Here is a 21,168-nt window from a genome sequence, read left to right as displayed (position 1 = left end):
GAATAGAAGTCTATTCCGAACGCATTAGTATCACTTGACACTCATTGCTACTCCCTTGAAGGCGCCCTTGATACCCGACCAGGCGAGGGTGGGGTTCCTGTATTCCTTGATCGTCGTAACGGCCGAAAGAAGAAACGCGGAAACCACCGCGAACATCGAACCATAGAAGCGCTTGTTGAATCGTGTGGCAGCGCGGTTGCGGTAATAGTGATAGAACGCCGAACGGTTACCTAGACTGAGTGACCCGTAATGAAACAGACGGCTTTCGGGGATGACTTGTATGGACACTCCAAAGCGCCTGGCGCGGTACTGCCAATCCACTTCTTCGAAATACATGAAGTAATCTTCGTCCATCAACCCGATTTCTTCCGTCAGCGCAGCTGAAAATGCCAGGCTGCAACCCATTATGTAATCCGGGTCGTGATGAAGATTCTGCTGTTGCAGTGTCTCGATGCTCTGGTTTTTGCCCAGTAGGCGAGCCTTGCCGAGGATCGGATACAGTTTTCCGCCGCCATAACATTCCAGACGCCCGGTGTCGGCGCTCAAGACTAGCGAACCAACGAATTGGCGGTCGTTGCGCTGCAGTGCTTCGAGAAGAGGCGAGAAGGCATCGCTCTCGACATAGGTGTCATTGTTGACGACCCAGAAATGCGTCGGTTGCAGGTTCTTCATCGCCCAGCGAAGGCCATAGTTATTGCCGCCGGCGTACCCGTTGTTCTCAGGGTTGCAGAGCAGCGTCACCTGTGGGTAAGCCTTTTCATCCAGCCACTGCTGAAAAGCAAGCGCCGAGCCATCCTGCGAGTCATTGTCGACAATGACGATATGGTCGATGGTCGAGCAATGAGCGAGCAGGCTTTCAGCGCAGCTGATGGTTTCAGTAGCAGCTTTGTAGTTGAGAATAAGTGCGACGTTCATGAACTCGTTCCTTGCTGCGTAGATGGCGTGCTCTCAGAGCGTGAATAACGAAAAGCATGCAAATAACTGGCTGCACATATTCGAACAAACCGTTTAGCGGCCATATCACGAAAAACGCAAGCATTACCGAATAGGTGAATTCCATCTCCGTGTTGATGTTCCGGGCGATACGCTGATAAATGAACAGCGTCAGCGGAACCACCAGAAAGGTAAGAAAACCGAAGCGGAACAGTGTGCCGATGATTCCAATGTCGGAGAGAAAGAAATGCTCGCCGAAATAGGGAATGAAACCGTCCTGCCACATGAGCGATAGTGAACCGCTTGGGAGCCAGCTGACCAGTTCCAGATGGTTGAACACAGATGCGATCGTGTGAGGGCGCACTCCGTCTTCCACGTTGCCATCCAGGCTGCTTCCATAGAACTCCATGTTCAATCCGAGAATTTCGAGTAATTCTGGATAGAAATAGAATGGCGATAGCAGAACGCAGAGCGAGGCCGCCCAGGCGACAGCTTTGACCCTCAATGAAAAAAGGGTAAACGCTAGGCACAAAACGATAAGTTGGCGAGTTTGGGTGGCGAACACCAAGGTGAGCAGCAAGATCGCAGCGATGATCAAATAGAAAATTTTCTGGCGTTGTTCACCGTTGATTGGCGACTTTCCTTTCGCCCAGATTTGAATGCAGTAGAAATAGGCAAAGCAAATCAGGAAGGGGCCGATCGAGGAGCGATCCGGACGATCCCAAGACGTTTGCTCTTCGCGTAAATCAGGCACCAGTCCGAATTTGAAGCACCAGGACAAAAATACTGCAATGAGCGCGGCATAGATGATCGCGCGCTCGAACTGAAGAGTGCTGATGTGCTTGGTAAGCAATAACAGGGGCACGAACCCGAATGTGAACAACATTCGGCGTTCTTCGATCAGGCCGTAGGCGATCGGTTGGCCGAAGGTAAAAAATGAAAATACTGCAGGCAGCACGGTAAATACGAAAACGCTGTAAAACGCGTAGTACATGAGAATGCGGAATTCTCTGGAGGCATCTTCCGTGCTGGCAAGAATCAAGAGAAACGCTACACCCAAGCAAGCCGCCAGGTAGGCTTCGTTGAGAAATTTGAAGCCAAGTGGGTTATGCGTACTGTCGCCGAATACAGAAAAATGCAGAACGAGCGCCAGGATAGTCAGTGGCAAATAAAAGAATTTTGAGCTGATGCTTGTCATCACCTGAGTCCTTAGGTGCGTTTCCATTATCCAGATAACTACGCCGCAACAAACTCAAGCTTTTAACATTGCGATGTTGATGCCTTTATGACGCGGATTACACCCACATGGCATCGGTTACCAAACGCTTTCGATAAGCAGAGGGTCATCAAGTTCCCTTGGATTAGCTCCGCTGTGCTCGGTCGAAGCGTTTGACAACCGTGCTAGCGGTTGTGTTGCGTAGAAATCTCAGGTTTCGCCAAATTTTTATGACGGAGCTCACGTCCCGTCAGCCCGGCGTTGGCCCGTATTCGGTGCAGTCGTTAGCGATGTTCTTCTGCAGGACTGCCATTTGAGGTCGGTCCTTGCCGTCGATGGGCTCAACTGCCAGAACATATTTGCCCCAGCCCGGTCCGCCTGCCCAATAAGCGCTTGGCATGCAGTTCTCGTTGAGATAGGCGAGCATATTGTCCATGGCGACGAGCATCGAATCGGAGTGGCCGGGAACGCCATATTCGCCCAGAAAGCCCTTCAGGTTGTTTTCTTTCAGCCACTCTACGAAGGGGCGGGCACGCTCGACGCCCAGCATGGGGTCAACGGTTTCGTCGTTCGCGTAGCGTCCTGAGAAATCTTTGTCTAAATAGAGGTGGGCTTCGTAAATGATCTTGTTCGCCGGATCATCGATCAGAAAATCCTCGTTGACCTTGCGCCAATGGAACGAGCTCGCCCAGCGGTCGCCTTCAACGAATATCAAGGTTTTCACGTCGACCTGGCGAATTGCATCGACTGCCGCCTGGGCCGCCGCAGGCCACAAACCATCGGTCGAATGGGGCTCGTTCATGATGTCGTAGCCCAAAAGGGCGGGGTGATCCTTGAACTTTTCCGCGAGCTTGCGCCAGACGTTGGCGTACGCTTCGTATGGTACTTCGGGTGAGCCAATCAGCTTGCCCTTGTATCGAGCGTAGTTGTGCATATCCAGAATGATTTTCTGGTCATGCTGCGCAGCAAAATCAAGCGTTCTTTTCAGTAAGCGTATCTGATCAAAGTTGACGCCTCTATTCAGGTCGTGTTGTACGCGTTCCCAGATGAAGGGGAAACGGATCAAGCGAATGTTCTTGTCTGCGTAATACTTGAAGTATTTCTTCTCGGGATAGAAGTAGTTGGTGCCAACCTTGCCTGGTGTTATATGCGGTGCGAAATTGGCGCCGGACATATTGATGCCGACCAAGTCGATACCTGCGCGTTCAGTGCTGGGCTGAGCTTGGACAAGGGACACGCAACCGACCAGGGATAGGCCAGCAATCAAACGTATCGCGCCGAGCAAAGGCGAGAGAGAGCGACGTTCCATATTTTTGAACTCCAATGAGCATGTAGCGAATGACTGTCCTTCGATCGCACGGCGTAACGATCAACGAAGGGCCGATGCCAAGTAAGCAACGGTTCGAATGCGTGCAGGCGATTGGACGGAGTTGTTCGAGCGCCCGATGCAGATAGTCATCGGGCATCAGGCGCTCATCGCTTATTTGCTGTGTTGGTATTCGTACTGGTAGTAGCCGTAATCGCTGTAATTGGACACTTTGCGGATGACGGCATTGAAGATCACGCCTTTGACCATCAAGCCGTTCTGTTCGAGGCGGCGCTTGGCGAATTCGATTTCCTTGACTCCGTTCAGGCCATAACGGGTCACCATCAGGGTCGTGCCGGCCTGGCTACCAACCAGCGCAGCGTCGGTGACCGCGAGAATCGGCGGCGTATCGAAAATCACCAGATCGTACATGCCGCTGATTTCCTTGACGAAGCGAGAGAAGTTCTCGTGCATCAACAGCTCGGAAGGGTTCGGCGGTAACTGACCATGAGTGATCACGTGAAGGTTGTTGAGTTGGGTCTTCTGGATCGCATCGAACAGCGTGACACGGCCGGACAAAATGTCCGAAAGGCCTTTCTCACCCTGGCAACGCATGACTTTGTGCAAGTAGCCCTTGCGCATATCCGCGTCGACCAACAGCACTTTCTTGCCGGACTGTGCAATCACTGCCGACAGGTTACTGGTGACGAACGACTTACCGACTCCCGGGCTAGGACCGGTAATCATCAGAATGTTGTTCTTGGCCTCGATCATGGCGAAGTGCAGGCTGGTGCGCAGGCTGCGCATGGCTTCGGTGGCCAGATCAGCCGGGTCGTTGATCGTCAGCAGATAAGACGCGCTGCTCTTGTCACGCTTGAAGTTGACCAGACGCTTTTCCAGCAGCCCCTGCTTTTCGCTGAAGGGAATCGCCGCGTACACCGGGATGCCGACACGCTCGATTTCTTCTGGGTTTTCCACGCCCCGCTTGAGCGCTTCGCGAACATAGACGAAGGCGATCGCGAGGATACCGCCGAGCAGAATCGCGGCAATGACGATCAACGGCTTGTTCGGCTTGATCGGCTGATCGATGTCAGCAGCGGCGTGGTCGACGATGCGCACGTTGCCAACGGTACCTGCACGAATGATGTCCAGCTCCTGCGTTTTGTTCAGCAGCATCGAATAGGTTTCGGACGAAACCTCGACATCGCGGTTCAGACGCAGCAGTTCTTGCTGGGTCGAAGGCAGGGTGCCGATTTGCTTTTCAAGTTCGGCCTTCTGCGCCTGGAGTTGGTTGGTCTGGTTAATCAGCGCCTGGAAGTTAGGGTGTTGACGGGTAAAGCGACGTTCCATCTCGGTGCGCTTGAGGTTCTGCTCGGAAATCTGCTTCTCGAGGTCAACGATGCGATCGAGCACCGACTGGGTTTCCGCTGAGATGTCCACCGAGCGATTACCGGTCTGGAACTTGTTCAACGCAGTTTGAGCGGCGTCGAGCTTCTTGCGAACTTCCGGCACTTGCTCGCTCAGGAACTCCAGACTCTGTGTTGCTTCGGCCGCGTTGCGCGCAATGTTCTGGTCTACGTAGCGCTGGGCCACTTCTTCCAGTACTCGAACGGCTTTCTCCGGATCGGCGTCCTCGAGCGTCACGTTAAGGATGCCTGATTGCTTGCCGCGCTCACCGGCCGACAGACGATTCTGATAGTCCTCGGTAGTGGCATAAGTGCGGTTTTTGATCACGCTGAAAGTAGTGCCCGGTCGTGCGTTCAGCTCCGCTACGGTAATGCCGTATTCCGGCGTTTCCATGGGCTCGCCAACTACGCCTTGTACAACCACTTCACCGTCGGTGTCGCGCAGGATGAAGCCATTGTTCTCTGCGGCTTCCAGCGTCAGCTCTTCGCCATGCATGTTGTCCGGAACGATCAGCCGAGTGACGCGTAGCGACTCGCCGCCCCAGGCGTATGATTCGAACCCTTCTGGGTACCAGCCAAGCTCACCTTCCTCGGTGGGTTCGAAGCCGCGGAATATATAGCCACCGAACACCGGGAAGTGGTGAGGCTCGATGATGATATCGAGGTTCAGTGCTTCGACCGCGCCACCGACAACGGTGCGTGACTTGAGCAGCGCTATCTCGGTCTGCGCGGGCGAGACTGCCGGAGCGGCGCCCACCACATCGGTAAGACTGGGAAGTCCACCTTTCGGTTGGATCTGGATCATCGCGCTGGCGAGATAGATCGGCGTGGCAAGCAGCGCATAGGCGATACCCAGCGCCGCGAAGAAGCCGGTTATGGTGAGGATGAGAGCCCGGTTGTTGAGCAAGGTGTCAAAGAGGTGGGCCAGATCAATATCCTTCTCCTCTTTGGTTTCGTAGATAGGACGGGGCATGGTGGTCATTGAAGTTCCTTCTTCTTATTTCAGGTAAGGAAGCCAGCTTTCGACGGACTGCGTCAGAAGGCTGTGAACGTGCTCGAATGCGGGTTTGGATTGACGAAAGGGATCCGGGATTTCCATACCGTCTAGCCATTTACCCATCAGGAAGGTTTTGCCATGTACTTCGGGGGCTATCTGGCGAATGTGCTGGATGTGGCTCTGCTCCATGGCGAGGATGAGGTCCGCCTGGTGCAACATCTCACTATCAACCTGCCGAGCACGGTGGGACAGGTGTTCCAGTCCGTGATCGTGAAGCACCTCATGTGCGGTCTTATCCATTGGGTTGCCTACTAATGCGCCTATGCCTGCCGAGCTGATCGTCAGGTTTCTTCCCTGCAGTTTGTGTATCAGCAGCGCTTCGGCCGCTGGGCTTCTGCAGATGTTGCCGACACAGATGATCAAGATGTTCTGGAACATGTCGCTTAGCCTCGCAGCCCTGAATTCATGGGCGGTTGGGCGTACGCATCACAGAACGCAAATCTGATATTGCCTCGCTTCATTAGTTCAATCTTCCTGCTGTGCTCGCGCATGAAATATGGCTGATTGCCGTGATGGGCTGTTCTGCCGCGCGCAGTCAGTAGACGTCCCTGTTGAACACTAGGGCGGGAATGGTCCGGGCGAGAATGTAGATGTCGAACCAGACCGACCAACGCTCGATGTAATCGAGGTCGAACTCGACGCGTTTTTCGATCTTTTCGAGCGTGTCGGTCTCGCCGCGATAGCCATTGATCTGCGCCCAGCCGGTGATACCTGGCTTGACCCGATGGCGAGCGGAATATTCCGAGACGGCCTCTTCAAACAGTACGCCGGCGGCCTTGGTCGCGGTGGCGTGCGGGCGAGGGCCGACCATGGACATGCTGCCCAGAAAAACGTTGAGCAGCTGTGGCAGTTCGTCGAGGCTGGTCTTTCGAATGAATCGGCCCACGCGGGTGATGCGGTCGTCGTTACGCGTCGTCTGGCGTTCGGCGTTGGCGTCCGATTTGGCGTGGTACATCGAGCGGAACTTGAACACTTCGATCAGACGATTGTTGTAGCCGTAGCGCTTTTGCTTGAACAGTACCGGGCCGGGCGAGTCCAGCTTGATCGCCAGTGCCAGCAGCAGCATTACGGGCGCTGCGGCCAGCAGGGCCAAGCTGGAGAGGATGATGTCCTCGATACGCTTGAACATTGGCGACCAACCACGCAGCGGCAGGTCGGAGGCGATCAGTGTGGGCAGGCCACCAACCTCGGTGATGCGCTTGTTGGCATGGCGGAAGGCGACCATGTCGGGCACTAGCAGCACGTTGACCGGCAGCTTGCGCAACTCGTTGATCACCTGACCGATGCGGCTGTCGGCGAACCAGGGCAGGGCGACCAGCACCTGAGTGACCTTTTCCTCACGGATCATCTGCTCTAGATCACGCGTATTGCCCAGAAGCGGCAGGTCGGCGAGCGTCTTGGGCAAGCGCTCCAGGCGGTCATCAATGAAGCCGAGCACGCCAGTACGGATGTCACGGTGATGAGCAAGGTATTCGGCAACGCGCACGCCGTTGTCGGTACCGCCGAGAATCACAGCATTCTGCAGATAGACGCCCTTGGCCATCAGACGGCGGAACAGTGCGAGCATCATCAGGCGCTCGGCGCCGAACAGGATGATGCTGGTGACGAACCAGAACGTCAGGTGCTTGGCTTCCAGATAGCTGAACATGCCCAAACCTTGGTGCATGAAGATCAGCAGGCTGAACGCTGCGGCCCAGGCGACCAGCATGGTGCGGAAGCGGAGCAGGGTGCTGAACACTTCCTCACTGTAGATGCCGACCGATTGGAAGATGACCACACTGATTACGCCGAAGAACATCAGGAAGGTGCTGAAGGTGCCACCGCCCGCCGGCAGGTCGAGCGGCAGAAAAAGCAGCAGCAGAACGCCCGGCAACACAGCAGTCAGCCCGTGGATCAGGCGAACGCTGGCAAGGAAGTAATCGACGAAACTGGGGTGGGCGTATTCAAGGGTCCCAACGGACTGTAAGCGCATACAAGGCTCCTTCCTTCGGCTATTACTAGCTCTCAATACTCGTTTTGATCGCCGCGATCCGCGGTTCTGATGGCAGGCCGCTATCGCAACCTTCACCTGGACAACTGCTCCGACCGCCTCCAATGAAATGAGTTCATCAAACGGGTACAAACCGCCAAAGAAGCGACAGGGATTAAATTAGTGTGATAACCAATTGATTAATAACAAAAACCATCAATAAACCATCCGCTCTAGATAGTTTTTTCCGGTTGCTTCTGACCGATGGTCGTCTCTTTTTCCGATTCGGCTTAAGCCCTACGATTTCCGCTGCGTCACAACTTTCCAGTTCTGCCACGTGTCTTATCTGCGGTTACCGATCTGGAAGCGAAAGCATGAATGAACCCAAGGCGCTGCTCGTGCTTCACGGCAAGCAAGGACTCAACGAGCAGGTGCGTGCGGCTGTCAAACAATGGCGCGAGCTTGGACACGAACTGGCCGTGCGGGTGACCTGGGAAGCCGGCGACTCGGCTCGGCTGGTGCGCGAAGCGCTCGCTGCGGGTTATCGAACGGTGATCGCCGGTGGAGGCGACGGCACGGTGCGTGAAGTGGCTCAGGCGCTGCTCGACAGCGGTTCCGATGCGAGCATGGGCGTGCTGCCGCTCGGGACCGCCAATGATTTTGCCCAGGCTGCCGAGATTCCAGTCGCGCCCTTCGATGCGCTGACGTTGCTCGACCGTAATCCGGTGTCGATAGATGTCGGCGAGATGAACGGTATCCCTTTCATCAACATGGCGACCGGTGGCTTCGGCTCCAAGGTGACCGCCAGCACCTCGGAAGAGCTGAAAAGGGTGCTGGGCGGCGGCGCCTATCTACTGACCGGCCTATCGCGCTTCAACGAGCTGCACGCTGCGTGGGGGCGCTTCGTTGGGCCCGGCTTTGCCTGGGAAGGCGACTTCCTCGCGCTAGGCATCGGTAACGGGCGTCAGTCCGGCGGAGGGCAACAGCTCTGTCCGCAAGCGTCCATTGATGACGGCTTGCTGGATATTTGTATCGTTCCGGCGCCCGCCGATACGGTGGGTACCCTAGGCACGCTGCTGAGCGGTGGACTGCTGGGGATCGACACCGTTTCGGTAACCGCCCGTGTGCCGTGGCTCGAAGTTGAGGCACCGAAGGAGATAGCCATCAATCTCGACGGCGAGCCTTTCACGGCCGAGCGTATGCGCTTCACGGTCAAGCGTCGGGCGCTGCGTCTGCATCTTCCAGCGGATAGTCCGCTGCTGCGTGAGGAGCCGTTGCTCCGAAACGATAACGAGGCCACCTGATAGCACCGTACTGGCAAGGCACTGACTAACCGTCGGGATGGCGACAAATACAGATAAAGCGCGGAAACTTGCGGCCGATAGCCTCCTAACCCTTATCAAGCAAGGAGCCCGCAATGGCCGGCATTCTCGAGTCAGTCGATCAACGCACCCGTCTGGTGGGGCAGAATCGTCTGGAAATTCTCATGTTTCGGCTTTCCGGCCGCCAGCAATTCGCTATCAACGTGTTCAAGGTGCAGGAGGTCGTACAGCTACCGAAGATGACGCTCATGCCGCATCGCCACGGTTCCGTATGCGGTGTCGTTAACTTGCGCGGACAGACGTTGCCTGTGATCGATCTGTCGCGTGCCATAGGTCTGCGTCCATTGGTACCGGATGAGCGCAGCACCATCATCGTGACCGAGTACAACCGCTCGATTCAGGCGTTTTTGGTCGGCGGCGTGGAGCGCATTCTCAACCTCAACTGGGAAGAAGTATTGCCGCCACCTACCACGGCGGGGCGTCAGCATTACCTGACGGCTATCACCAAGGTTGACGACCGACTGGTCGAAGTCATCGATGTGGAAAAGGTGCTCGCTGAAATTGTCCCCTACAACACCAGCATTTCACCGGAGCGCTTGGCCGATCCGCTGCTCGAACGCGCCAGGGGTCGTGAAGTGCTCTGTGTCGACGATTCGACCGTGGCGCTGGCACAGCTGCGTGAGACGCTGACTCAGCTTGGCATCACCGTACATGCCGCCAGCGACGGCATGAAGGGCTTGAACAAGCTCAAAGCCTGGGCCGATGCCGGGGAAGTGCTCACCGATCGTCTGCTGATGGTGTTTACCGATGCGGAAATGCCGGAAATGGACGGCTACCGGCTCACCACCGAAATCCGTAATGACCCGCGCCTGCGCGGTCTGCATGTGGTACTGCATACCTCGCTTTCAGGCAGCTTCAACCTGGCGATGGTGCAGAAAGTCGGGTGCGACAACTTTCTTTCCAAGTTCCAGCCGGAGAAACTGGTGGACGTTATCCGCGAGCGTCTGTTGCTTGACGAGCCTCGCTGATCCGCTCATCTGATCGAGGCACCAAAATGCATCTTTGCGCGTTGTATCGCTTTCCACTCAAGTCCGGCTCGGCTGAATCGCTTGAAGAGGGAGGCTGCGACGCGCTCGGCCTGATCGGCGATCGGCGCTGGATGGTCGTCGATGCCGCAACCGGGAAATTCCTGACGCAGCGCGTACTGCCGCGGATGGCGTTGCTCAAGGCGCGATGGCAGGGCGAAATGGCGCTGCTCCTGAGCGCCGCCGGCATGGATGATCTACTGGTGGCGGTTCCCGCTTCGGACAGCGCTGTGCGAGGTGTGCTGATCTGGCGCGAAAGCTTACGCGCGCCTGATGCTGGTGACGCCGCTGCGGCATGGCTGACGCGCCTGCTCGGTCGTTCGTGCAGGTTGGTGTATCTGCCCGCCGAGCAAGGCATCCAGATCGACCAAGGTTACGCCCAGCCCGGCGAGCGGACGGCGTTCACCGATGGGTTTCCGTTTCTGCTGATTGGTCAGCGATCACTCGACGACCTTTCGGCCCGTGTGGGGCAGCCCCTCGAAATAACGCGGTTTCGGCCGAATCTGGTCATCGCCGATGCGGCACCTTATGCCGAGGATGGTTGGCGCCGAATCCGCATCGGCGGCATGCAGTTTCGCGTGGTCAAACCTTGCTCACGCTGCATCATTCCCACCATCGATCCGCTCAGCGCCGAGCACAGCCCGACGCGCGAGCCCTTGGCCACATTGCTTGGTTACCGCAAGGGCGAGGGTGGCGTGTTCTTCGGCCAGAACCTGATCGCCGAGGACACGGGTGTGCTGCAGGTGGGCATGTCGGTAGAAGTACTGGAATAGCCCCGTTGCCGCTCCGCTCGCGACGGCGAGTATCTAAAGCATCCTTCACTGACGAAGCGGTGCCAAACCATGGCACCGCCAACGTCACTGACTTTCGAAGTAGCGCTCGTGCCACTCGACCAGCGGCTGCGGTGCGTTGAGCTTCTGGCCGTAAATCACCGAATAGGTGAGTACGTTCTGCACGTACTGGCGAGTTTCATCGAACGGAATGTTTTCCACCCAGACGTCGAACGGCAGGTGTTCTGCATCCCGCAGCCACTGGCGGACCCGGCCGGGGCCGGCGTTATAGGCAGCGGAAGCCAGCACCCGGTTGCCCTTGAACTGGCCATAGATCTGGCTGAGATAGGCCGCTCCCAACTGGATGTTGGTGTTGGGGTTGAGCACCTGCTGGTGCGATGACAGCGGGATATCGAAGCGTCTGGCGGTTTCCTTCGCGGTGGCCGGCATCAGCTGCATCAGCCCCGTGGCACCGACGTGCGAGCGCGCGTCGGCCATGAACGCGCTTTCCTGACGCGTAATGGCGAATACCCAGCTTGGATGAATCTCCCGTGCCTTCGCCGCGTTCACCAGGCTGCTGCGATAGGCCATGGGAAAGCGGATGTCCAGATCGTCCCAGTACTTCGCCTGGCTGATGGTGCGGATGGCTGGGAAATACCACTCCATGTCGTAGGCCAAGCGTGCCTGAGCGACCAGTTCATCGCGGCTGAACAGGCGGCTGACGTGATACCACTCGCGGCGTCCGTTGACGATTTCGCCACGGGCATGGAATTCCATAGCGCGGCGAATCCCCGCCGTATTGCGGACCTTCTGCATCAGCTTCGGATCGAGCGCGAGCGGCTGATGGTTGAGCTTGTAGGGCGCCTGGATGCGGTCGGCCGAGAGGAAACCGTAGAAATCGCGCTCGCTGGCGACCGGCTGATAGAGCGGGATGGCCTGTTTGCCGTTGGGTTGTGCCAGTTCCAAGCTGCGCGCGTTCCAGTAACGCCAGCGGTTGCTGCTGGCAAGTTCTCCAGTGAAGCGCTGGATCAACGTATGGGCATCATCCCAGCGCCCCAGCCGCAACAGCAGCCGGGCCCGCCATTCGCTGACGGTATCGTCACGCAATTCAGGATCGTATTCGGCCATCACCGTCAGTGCACGAGCATCGAAGCGCTTGGCCAGAGTCAGGCCGATCTGGCGTGCAATCGCCACCTTTTCATCTGTCGAAAACGAAAGACGTCTGGCGTAGCTGTCGAGCAGCCCGAGCGCCTTTTCCGGGTCTTTACGCGCCAGCCGACGCAGGCCGATCGAGACGATATCGCCCATGGCCGGGGACGGCGACATGAAGCGATCAGTCTGGCCCAGCATCTGCGGCTTTTGCGAGACCTCGACCAGCAGCTCGCCTTGGCTTTTCATCGTCGGCAGGCTTTTCACCAGAAAGTTGGCCAAACCGTAATTACCACTCTCGACCGCCAGCTTGGTGCGCTGCCAGACCAAATCTTCGCTGAGCTGGCCGGCGGCGCGCCAGCGCTCGAACAGCGCATCGCAAGCGTTGTGTTGCGACTTGCCCACCAGCCAGAGTCGTTCGGCCGTCTCGTAGCCTTGCTTCGTCTGTCCGCTGGACAGCTGGTATTGACCGAAAAGGCAGTCCAGTTCGGCGAAATTCATCGCCGGATCGTAATGCGCAACGAAGGGCCGCCAATCGCCACGGGCCGCCAGCAACCGCAGCCAGCGCAGTTTCATCCAGCTGGCCTGCGGCAGGTCGCCATGCTCTGCGAGAAACTTTTCCACCTCGTCGTTGCTGGCGGTCTTGAGCCGTGCAGTCAGTTCGTCATAGGCCAGGTAAGGCTCGAGCGGATAGTCTCGAAGCGCGCTGGCGTGACGTCGATATGGGCCGCTGTCGCCCTTGGCCAATGCCCGCTTGGCTTCGTCGTAGTACTGACGTTGCTGCTGGAGGCTGGCGGCTTGAGAGGTTTCGACGATTGCAGCAGTAAACAGAAGGCAGAAACAGATACTGGAGAGTCGACCGCGCATGAGACTTCCGAAGACGGGGGCAGGAGAAAACTGGGGCTAGCTTAGCTCGGCCAGTCGGGCAGTTAAACGCGGATTAAGCTCTTGAAACAAACAAAGCAGAAGGTTCCGACGAACGTATGTACGTCCCAGCGAAGCGGCCCTGAATCGCTATTTCCAACGTGACTATAGGTCGCGTTGAGTGTCGGTACAGGCGCTGTGATCGACAAGCGGGCTCGATGCTCGGCGGCATCGGTGTGACAGGCGCCTTCTGCTAGAATGCGCGCCCTGTTTCCCGGAGGTAGTCATGACCCTGCTCAAGTTGACCGATGTGTCCCTCGCCTATGGCAACAATCCATTGCTCGATGGAGTGTCCTGGCAGATTGCGCGGGGTGAGCGGGTTTGCATTATCGGCCGTAACGGGACCGGCAAATCCAGCATGTTGAGCCTGGTCAAGGGCAGCCAGTTGCCGGACGACGGCGAGATCTGGCGCGCGCCGGGTCTGAAGATTGGTGAATTGCCTCAGGAACTTCCGCTCGCTGACGAGCGCACCGTGTTCGATGTGGTGGCCGAAGGGCTATCGGGTGTGGGTCAGCTGCTGGCCGACTATCACCATCTCAGTCAGAACATCCAGAACGAAGCCGATCTGGACAAGCTGATGCACGTTCAGCAGGAACTCGAAGCGAAGGACGGTTGGCGCTTGCAACAGTTGGTCGACAGCACCCTGAGCCGTCTGCAACTGCCGGCCGACAAAACCCTGGCCGAGCTGTCCGGCGGCTGGCGCCGACGCGTTCTGCTGGCTCAGGCGCTGGTGTCCGAGCCCGATCTGCTATTGCTGGATGAGCCGACCAACCACCTGGACATTGGCGCTATCGCCTGGCTGGAAGAAGCCTTGACCGGCTTCAACGGTGCCGTGCTGTTCATTACCCACGACCGTGCGTTCTTGCAGAATCTGGCGACCCGCATCCTGGAGTTGGATCGGGGCCACATGATCGACTGGAACGGCGACTACGCCAGCTTCCTGGTGCACAAGGAGCAGCAACTGGCAGCAGAAGAGACTGCCAACGCGCTGTTCGACAAGAGGCTCGCTCAGGAAGAAGTCTGGATCCGCCAGGGCATCAAGGCGCGTCGCACCCGCAACGAGGGTCGTGTGCGAGCGCTCAAGGCATTACGTGCCGAGCGCAGTGAGCGTCGTGAACATCAGGGCAAGGCCAACATTCAGATCGACGCGGCGGAAAAATCTGGCAAGCAGGTCATCGTCGTCGAACACGCAAGCTTCGCCCATCCGGGCGGCGAGCCACTGATTCATGATTTCTCGATGGTGCTGCAGCGCGGCGACCGCATCGGCCTGCTCGGCGCGAACGGAACTGGCAAGACCACGTTGCTCAAGTTGTTGCTCGGCGATCTGCAACCCACCAGCGGCACGGTCGAAGCTGGAACGCGTCTGGAAGTGGCGTATTTCGACCAGTTGCGTCACCAGCTTGAGTTGGAAAAAACAGTTATCGACAACGTGGCCGAGGGGCGGGACTTCATCACTATCGATGGCCAGAGCCGCCATGTGCTGAGCTATCTCGGAGACTTCCTGTTCAGCCCGCAGCGCGCCCGCACGCCAGTAAAGGCATTGTCCGGCGGAGAGCGGGCACGTCTATTGCTAGCCAAGCTGTTCAGCAAGCCGGCCAACCTTCTGGTACTCGACGAGCCGACCAACGACCTGGACGTCGAAACCCTCGAGCTTCTGGAGGAAGTGCTGCTCGGTTTCCAGGGCACAGTGCTGATGGTCAGTCACGATCGAGCGTTTCTCGACAACGTGGTCACCAGCACGCTGGTATTCGAAGGTAATGGGGGCGTTCGCGAATATGTCGGCGGCTATCAGGACTGGCTGCGTCAGGGCGGCTCGCCCAGGCTGCTCGGTGTGGCCGAGACGAAAGAGGTGAAAGCCGAAGCGCCTCCGAGCAAGCCCGCGGCGGCGCCCGCCGCCGAGCCCGCTCCGGCAAAGAGGAAGCTCAGCTACAAGGTGCAGCGCGAACTGGAGGCACTGCCCGGAAAGATAGACGCAGTCGAGAAAACTATCGCTGCGTTGCAAGCGGAAATTGCGCAGCCAACGTTCTATCAGCAGACTTCAGAGCGTACTGGCGAAACGATAGCCCGCCTTGAGGCGCAGCAGAAGGAGCTCGACGAGTTGCTAGAGCGTTGGGCCGAGCTGGAAGAATGACTGGCAGCGTGACCGCGATGCATATGGCGAGACCTGGACTGCCATTCAAGACATAACGACATCTGTCAGCAACGGACGGAGCATAGATGGCAATTGATTACCGCATCGTCCTCGATGAGGAGCATGAGTTCAGCTACCGGATCGAGCTGGACCGCGCATACGATCACGAGGCAGCGATGCAGGCGCCCAAATGGACGCGCTTGGAGCATCAGCAGTGCAACAACTGCCCGTTGAGCCGGGACAACTACAGCCATTGCCCTGCCGCGGTGGATCTGCATCGCGTCATCGAAGATTTCCAGGGCTTGCCGGCAGTCAAGAAAGCCCAGGTGCGGGTACGCACGCCAGAGCGGGAATACAACAAGCTGGTAGGACTGGAGGAGGGGCTGCGGTCGCTGCTAGGCGTGATCATGGCCACCAGCGCCTGCCCGGTGCTGGGCAAGCTCAAGCCGATGGCACATCAGCATCTGCCGTTCGCCAGCAATCAGGAATTCGTGCTGCGCGCGGTTTCGCTATACCTGGCACGCCAGTATTTCAATCTGCGCGAAGGGCGGCATGCCGACTGGGAGCTGCGTGGTCTGGTGCGGTCATTTCAGCAGCTGCAGCTGGTCAACCAGGCGTTCTGGCAACGCATCCACGACACCTGCCACGGCGATTCGAATCTGAAGGCCTTTCTGACCTTCTTCTCGATGGCGTCCAGCCTGACCTATTCGCTGGAAACCCAGCTGAAAAAGATCAGGCCGATGGTGATGAGCGCTGGCGAGAGTGCCGATCTGGCCTGAGCCGATAACGGCTCAGGCGTCGGTCTCGAAAGGATTAGTCGGTCTTCTTCAACCGTACCGCAAGCACGTCACAAGGTGCTCCATGAAGGATGTCGTTGGCGGTTGAACCGAGCAATAGCGCTAAGCCATGACGACCGTGGCTACCGACCACTACCAGGTCGCAGCCTTGTTCTTTGGCCAGGCGGTGAATTTCCTGGCGGGGCTGACCATAGGCCAGGTGACGTTGTTCTGCGGTCAGGCCGGGATACCGGTCGGCGAAACCGGCCAAGCGGTCCCGGGCTTGATCGAATTGCTGTTGCTGGAGCATCGACAAATCCATCGGAACATCGCCGCCGAACGCCATGGCCATGGGTTCGATGACATGGACGAGCGCCAGTTTCGCACCGCTGGCTGTCGCCAACGCCTGAGCGCGCGCTACGACTGGATGGCATTCTTCGTTCAAGTCAGTGGCGACCAGAATATGCTGGTAGGTCATGATGGCTCTCCTGCTGTGTCCATGTGACAAGTATGGCTGCTTGGCACGCTATTGAATGGCCTAGGGCATTTTTTGTTTTGCAGCGTTTATACGGCGTTGCATGCATGATGACCAGCGTGTCATTGCATCGCTTGATGCCAGCCGATGGGCTTTCGGCTGTTATCATGCGCGGCGTCAAGCGCTGGTGCGCGCACATGGTCTACACAAGAGATCTTCATGTTTCTATTCGCCAACGAATATTTGCTCGCCTGGGCAGCCTATGGGATTGCTGCGCTTGGATGCCTGCTGGTGTGGTTCCGTATCACGCGCTCCATGTGGCGCTGGCTGCGTGAGCCGCTGAGATTGATCGTCGCTGTGTTATTGCTGACACCGACCATCGTCGATCCCGCCAGAGAGCTGTTCGCACCGGCCGTCGCCATTACCGCTATGGATCTTTTATTCAAAGTGGGGACCAACGCCTGGCGTGCCGTCGCCGATCTGGCGCTCTACGGGCTGATTGCATTTGTGTTGTATGCGGTGTTCGTCGCCGTGCGCTGGCCGATCGAGCGTCGCTTGCGACTGCGCCGTTCCGAGTCGGCAGCCGAGGAGGAGGATCCTCGCACCCTGCGCGAGCGCCTCGAGGACGATGAGGATTACCGGCCCGCGAACCGTTACCAGTCACGGACCGAGCCCAGACTCTGAGCTGGTCCCTAGCCGTACCAGACGCAGCAGGACCTCTCGGGAGATAGCCCCATGTGTGAACTGCTCGGCATGAGCGCCAACGTACCGACCGACATCCATTTCAGCTTTACCGGGCTGATGCAGCGCGGCGGCCGTACCGGGCCGCATAAGGACGGTTGGGGCATCGCATTCTATGAAGGCCGCGGTTTGCGCCTGTTTCAGGACCCGGTGGCCAGCTGCGAGTCGGAAGTGGCGAAGATGCTTCAGCACTACCTGATCAAAAGCGAGGTAGTGATCGGCCATATCCGCCACGCCAATGTCGGCAAGGTGGCGCTGGTCAATACCCACCCCTTTGTCCGCGAACTCTGGGGACAACATTGGTGCTTCGCTCATAACGGCCAACTTGCCGATTTCAATCCGGAACGTGGTTTCTACCAGCCGGTCGGTGATACCGATAGCGAAGCGGCGTTCTGCGACCTGCTCAACCGAATACGCACCGATTTTTCCGAGCGCGTCGCGGCTGAAGATTTGCTGCCTCGCCTGCTCGAAGCCTGCGCCGATTATCGTGCCAAGGGCGTATTCAATTGCCTGCTCAGCAACGGGGAATGGTTATTCAGCTTCTGTACGACCAAACTGGCGCAAATCACCCGTCGCGCGCCGTTCGGCCCGGCACAGTTGAAAGATGCTGACCTGACCGTGGATTTCACCGCCGAGACCACGCCAGACGACGTGGTCACTGTGCTGGCAACTGAGCCGCTGACCGATAACGAGCTATGGGATGTCCACCAGCCAGGGGAGTGGACACTCTGGCGGCTGGGCGAATGCGTCGCGCGGGGACGGGTGGAGTCATGCTGAGAAGTTATCTGCGGCTCACCCTGTTCGCCTTGGGCCTGCTTGTGGGCATTCAGGTGCCGGGTTTCATCCAGGCATACGGGAATCACGTCGAGGCTCGTCGACTCGAGGCCCAGCAGGGCCTGCAAGGTTTTAAGGAAACGGCGGGGCGCTTTTTCGAAGGCAACTTGAACGCGCTGGTCGAGCACTATCGCGCCAGCGAAGATCCGGTCATCCAGAGCGATGCACGCAGCGTCGCTACGTTGGTAGGGCGTGCTCAGTTACTCGATCGCGAGTGGCGAATCATGCAAGGACCCTGGTATGCACGGGCCTGGCACGTGTTGATAGGTGCTGATCAGGATCTGAGGCGCCAGGTCTGGAGCAGTTACCGCTTCCAGGTTTTGCTGGCGCCTGAGGCAATCGCGTGGGGCATTTGTTGTGCGTTGTTGCTGGCGTGGCTTGCCGAAAGCGTTTTTGTGTTGCTGCGCCGGCTGCTGTTTCCGCAGCGACGCTCAGGAACAAGGCGTCGCGCCTCCCGCTCGGGACGTCCAGGCGGTACTGCATAGCCCTGGCCTGCGTCCCAGCGGTGATCCCTCGGCTTATTTAGAGAGAAACTTCATTCCTTCTTCCAGTCCGCTCAACGTCAGCGGATACATCCGGTCTTCGACCAGGTCTCGGATGATGCCGGTGGAGGATGTATAACCCCAGGTGTCCTTTGGATAGGGGTTGATCCAGATGAGCTTCTTGTACTTTTCCATGAAGCGCTGCATCCAGACGTAGCCGGCTTCCTCGTTCCAATGCTCGACGCTGCCGCCTGGCTGGGTGACTTCATAGGGAGCCATGGCGGCGTCGCCGACGAACACGACTTTGTAATCGGCACCGTATTTGTGCAGCAGATCGAGGGTCGAGGTGCGCTCGGAGGTGCGGCGGAAGTTGTTCTTCCAGACCGATTCGTAGATGAAGTTGTGAAAATAGAAATACTCAAGATGCTTGAACTCGGTTTTGCAGGCCGAGAACAGTTCTTCGCAGACCTTCACGTGGGCATCCATCGAGCCGCCGATGTCGAACAGGATCAGCAGTTTCACCGCGTTGCGTCGCTCAGGGCGCATCTGGATATTCAGCAAGCCGCCATCGCGGGCGGTGTGATCGATAGTGCCGTCCAGATCCAGCTCGTCCTGCGCGCCCTGACGGGCGAACTTGCGCAGACGGCGTAGAGCGACCTTGATGTTGCGTGTACCCAGCTCGACCTGATCGTCGAGGTTTTTGTACTCGCGCTGGTCCCAGACTTTTACCGCTTTGCCTTGGCGCTTGCCAGCATCACCGATGCGAATGCCCTCGGGGTTGTAGCCACCCGAACCAAAGGGGCTGGTGCCACCGGTGCCAATCCACTTGTTGCCGCCGGAGTGTTTTTCCTTCTGCTCCTCCAGGCGCTTCTTGAATTCCTCGATCAGCTTGTCCAGCCCGCCGAGCGATTCGATCTTGGCGCGCTCCTCGTCACTCAACGACCGCTCGAACTCCTTGCGCAGCCATTCCTCGGGAATCAGCGCTTCGATGTGCCGATCAAGATTTTCCAGCCCATTGAAGTACGCACCGAAGGCACGGTCGAACTTGTCGAAGTGGCGCTCATCCTTGACCAGAATGGCCCTCGACAAATAGTAGAACTCGTCCATGTCGGCAAAATTCACGTTGTGTTTCAACGCGTTGATCAAATCGAGCAGCTCACGTACCGATACCGGCACCTTTGCTGCACGCATTTCATTGAACAGGCCAAGCAGCATGGCAATCCTCGGGAAGTGCCGTCGTGGCGGCACCTTTGCGTTGTGATGGATCAGCGCTCTTCGTCGTGTTCCGCGAGTCCGTCACGGATCGCGTACCAGTCAGCCTTGGAGCCGACGTAGATATGTTCCTGCGGCGGAACCGGCAGCGGTGAATCGAGCGTGCCGGCCGCGACGCCGAGCTCGTGCTCGCGATTGTCGACGAATTGCAGGTTGGAGCCGCAGCGTATGCAGAACGTCCGCGTCACATGCTCGGAAGAGTGGTAAACGCCCAACTGGTCCTTGCCGGACATGAAGTGAAAGGCTTCCAGCGGTACGCTCGCGTAGGTCGCGAATGCAGCGCCGTGTGCCTTGCGACACATCTTGCAGTGGCAGTGGGTCAGCTCGTTGATCGGTGCGTCGATGCGGTACCGCACGACGCCGCAGAGGCAACTACCGGTATGCGTTTGCATGGCTCTTCTCCAGTAATGTGACGCGGCGGCTCCGCCTGGAGCCGTCGCCGTTCAGCGACTGGCGCGACGACTCATGAACGCCAGACGTTCAAGCAATTGCACGTCCTGTTCGTTTTTCACCAGGGCGCCCGCCAGCGGCGGAATCGCGCGGGTCGGATCGCGTTCGCGCAGCACGGCTTCGCCAATGTTGTCGGCCATCAGCAACTTCAGCCAGTCGACCAGTTCGCTGGTGGACGGCTTCTTCTTCAAGCCCGGCACCTTGCGGACATCGAAGAACACATCGAGGGCTTCGGCCACCAAGTCCTTCTTAATGTTCGGGTAGTGCACGTCGACGATCTTCTGCAGAGTTTCCCGATCCGGGAATGCGATGTAGTGGAAGAAGCAGCGACGCAGGAAGGCGTCCGGCAGTTCTTTCTCGTTGTTCGAGGTGATGATGATGATCGGCCGCTGCTTGGCCTTGATGGTTTCGTTGGTCTCGTAGACGTAGAACTCCATCTTGTCGAGTTCTTGGAGCAGGTCGTTGGGGAATTCGATATCGGCTTTGTCGATCTCGTCGATCAACAGGATCACGCGCTGCTCGGACTCGAAGGCTTCCCACAACTTGCCCCTCTTGATGTAGTTGCGCACATCGTGCACCCGGTCGGAGTCCAGCTGCGAATCGCGCAGGCGGCTCACCGCATCGTATTCGTACAGTCCCTGATGCGCCTTGGTGGTGGACTTGATGTGCCAGGTGATCAGTTTCGCGCCGAAGGATTCGGCCAATTGCTCTGCGAGCATGGTTTTACCGGTGCCCGGCTCGCCCTTGACCAGAAGAGGGCGCTCCAGCGTGATAGCGGCATTGACGGCAAGTTTCAGGTCGTCGGTGGCGACGTAGGACTGGGTGCCTTCAAACTTCATCGGGATTTCCTTGATCAGGCCTGGCACGCAG

At 58.0% G+C, this 21,168-nt stretch carries 19 protein-coding genes; 8 read left to right on the top strand and 11 right to left on the bottom strand.

All coding sequences use genetic code 11. From position 1 onward, the window contains the following. Positions 1 to 30 precede the first annotated feature (30 nt). From V6943_RS19430 to V6943_RS19405, 6 genes are all read right to left on the bottom strand, one after another. Positions 31 to 915 carry a glycosyltransferase family 2 protein gene (locus tag V6943_RS19430; protein WP_131650435.1) on the bottom strand — a complete coding sequence of 295 codons (885 nt, stop codon included), beginning with the start codon at positions 913 to 915 and terminating at the stop codon, positions 31 to 33. After that, the gene (locus V6943_RS19425) at positions 875 to 2,131 is read right to left on the bottom strand and encodes a hypothetical protein (RefSeq protein WP_131650436.1); all 1,257 of its coding nucleotides are present in this window, start codon (positions 2,129 to 2,131) and stop codon (positions 875 to 877) included. Before V6943_RS19425 ends, V6943_RS19430 begins: the two co-directional genes overlap by 41 nt. A 268-nt stretch (positions 2,132 to 2,399) precedes the next feature. Further along, positions 2,400 to 3,458 carry a glycoside hydrolase family 5 protein gene (locus tag V6943_RS19420; RefSeq protein ID WP_340555110.1) on the bottom strand — a complete coding sequence of 353 codons (1,059 nt, stop codon included), beginning with the start codon at positions 3,456 to 3,458 and terminating at the stop codon, positions 2,400 to 2,402. A gap of 171 nt (positions 3,459 to 3,629) precedes the next feature. Then, positions 3,630 to 5,843, bottom strand: a complete 2,214-nt coding sequence (locus V6943_RS19415; protein ID WP_131650438.1) for a polysaccharide biosynthesis tyrosine autokinase — start codon at positions 5,841 to 5,843, stop codon at positions 3,630 to 3,632. A gap of 15 nt (positions 5,844 to 5,858) precedes the next feature. After that, positions 5,859 to 6,296, bottom strand: a complete 438-nt coding sequence (locus tag V6943_RS19410; RefSeq protein ID WP_131650439.1) for a low molecular weight protein-tyrosine-phosphatase — start codon at positions 6,294 to 6,296, stop codon at positions 5,859 to 5,861. A gap of 157 nt (positions 6,297 to 6,453) precedes the next feature. Continuing rightward, positions 6,454 to 7,890: an undecaprenyl-phosphate glucose phosphotransferase gene (locus V6943_RS19405; protein ID WP_131650440.1), complete on the bottom strand. Its 1,437-nt coding sequence runs from the start codon at positions 7,888 to 7,890 to the stop codon at positions 6,454 to 6,456. A gap of 371 nt (positions 7,891 to 8,261) precedes the next feature. On the opposite strand from V6943_RS19405, the gene yegS reads away from it, so the two are divergent. The 3 genes from yegS to V6943_RS19390 all read left to right on the top strand — a co-directional run bounded on the left by yegS (position 8,262) and on the right by V6943_RS19390 (position 11,067). After that, complete coding sequence (yegS, locus tag V6943_RS19400; RefSeq protein WP_340555109.1) at positions 8,262 to 9,191, top strand: lipid kinase YegS; 930 nt, start codon at positions 8,262 to 8,264, stop codon at positions 9,189 to 9,191. A 113-nt stretch (positions 9,192 to 9,304) separates the two neighbouring features. Next, positions 9,305 to 10,237: a chemotaxis protein CheV gene (locus tag V6943_RS19395; protein WP_131650442.1), complete on the top strand. Its 933-nt coding sequence runs from the start codon at positions 9,305 to 9,307 to the stop codon at positions 10,235 to 10,237. Between the two features lie 26 nt (positions 10,238 to 10,263). After that, positions 10,264 to 11,067 (top strand): MOSC domain-containing protein, encoded by an 804-nt coding sequence (locus V6943_RS19390; RefSeq protein ID WP_340555108.1) that lies wholly within the window; start codon positions 10,264 to 10,266, stop codon positions 11,065 to 11,067. An 84-nt stretch (positions 11,068 to 11,151) separates the two neighbouring features. On the opposite strand, the gene V6943_RS19385 is transcribed toward V6943_RS19390, so the two are convergent. After that, positions 11,152 to 13,080 carry a transglycosylase SLT domain-containing protein gene (locus tag V6943_RS19385; protein WP_340555107.1) on the bottom strand — a complete coding sequence of 643 codons (1,929 nt, stop codon included), beginning with the start codon at positions 13,078 to 13,080 and terminating at the stop codon, positions 11,152 to 11,154. A gap of 283 nt (positions 13,081 to 13,363) precedes the next feature. Between V6943_RS19385 and V6943_RS19380 the strand changes: the two genes are divergently transcribed. Next, entirely contained in the window at positions 13,364 to 15,268 is a 1,905-nt protein-coding gene (locus V6943_RS19380; RefSeq protein ID WP_340555106.1) for an ATP-binding cassette domain-containing protein, read from the top strand. Between the two features lie 86 nt (positions 15,269 to 15,354). Then, positions 15,355 to 16,047 (top strand): DUF6901 family protein, encoded by a 693-nt coding sequence (locus V6943_RS19375; protein WP_131650446.1) that lies wholly within the window; start codon positions 15,355 to 15,357, stop codon positions 16,045 to 16,047. A gap of 34 nt (positions 16,048 to 16,081) precedes the next feature. On the opposite strand, the gene V6943_RS19370 is transcribed toward V6943_RS19375, so the two are convergent. Next, entirely contained in the window at positions 16,082 to 16,522 is a 441-nt protein-coding gene (locus V6943_RS19370; RefSeq protein ID WP_256057647.1) for a universal stress protein, read from the bottom strand. Between the two features lie 216 nt (positions 16,523 to 16,738). Between V6943_RS19370 and V6943_RS19365 the strand changes: the two genes are divergently transcribed. Genes V6943_RS19365 through V6943_RS19355 form a run of 3 tightly spaced genes read left to right on the top strand, consistent with a single transcriptional unit; the run spans position 16,739 to position 18,579 of the window. Beyond that, a complete protein-coding gene (locus V6943_RS19365) occupies positions 16,739 to 17,203 on the top strand; it encodes an MFS transporter (protein ID WP_197445734.1) in 465 nt (154 codons plus the stop codon). Between the two features lie 51 nt (positions 17,204 to 17,254). Then, a complete protein-coding gene (locus V6943_RS19360; RefSeq protein WP_131650449.1) occupies positions 17,255 to 18,037 on the top strand; it encodes a class II glutamine amidotransferase in 783 nt (260 codons plus the stop codon). Continuing rightward, the gene (locus V6943_RS19355) at positions 18,031 to 18,579 is read left to right on the top strand and encodes a DUF2937 family protein (protein ID WP_181101380.1); all 549 of its coding nucleotides are present in this window, start codon (positions 18,031 to 18,033) and stop codon (positions 18,577 to 18,579) included. The genes V6943_RS19360 and V6943_RS19355 overlap by 7 nt, the downstream gene beginning before the upstream one ends. Before the next feature lie 33 nt (positions 18,580 to 18,612). On the opposite strand, the gene V6943_RS19350 is transcribed toward V6943_RS19355, so the two are convergent. From V6943_RS19350 to V6943_RS19340, 3 genes are read right to left on the bottom strand one after another with little or no spacing between them, the layout of a single operon-like run. After that, positions 18,613 to 19,791 carry a vWA domain-containing protein gene (locus V6943_RS19350; RefSeq protein WP_340555105.1) on the bottom strand — a complete coding sequence of 393 codons (1,179 nt, stop codon included), beginning with the start codon at positions 19,789 to 19,791 and terminating at the stop codon, positions 18,613 to 18,615. Positions 19,792 to 19,841: 50 nt separating this feature from the next. Beyond that, positions 19,842 to 20,240 (bottom strand): GFA family protein, encoded by a 399-nt coding sequence (locus V6943_RS19345; RefSeq protein WP_131650452.1) that lies wholly within the window; start codon positions 20,238 to 20,240, stop codon positions 19,842 to 19,844. Positions 20,241 to 20,291: 51 nt separating this feature from the next. Continuing rightward, a complete protein-coding gene (locus V6943_RS19340; RefSeq protein WP_131650453.1) occupies positions 20,292 to 21,137 on the bottom strand; it encodes an AAA family ATPase in 846 nt (281 codons plus the stop codon). Positions 21,138 to 21,168: the final 31 nt, after the last annotated feature.

It is taken from the genome of Pseudomonas sp. CBC3, from assembly GCF_037967085.1.
Taxonomy (GTDB): Bacteria; Pseudomonadota; Gammaproteobacteria; order Pseudomonadales; family Pseudomonadaceae; genus Stutzerimonas.
This window is presented reverse-complemented; position numbering and strand designations above follow the sequence as displayed.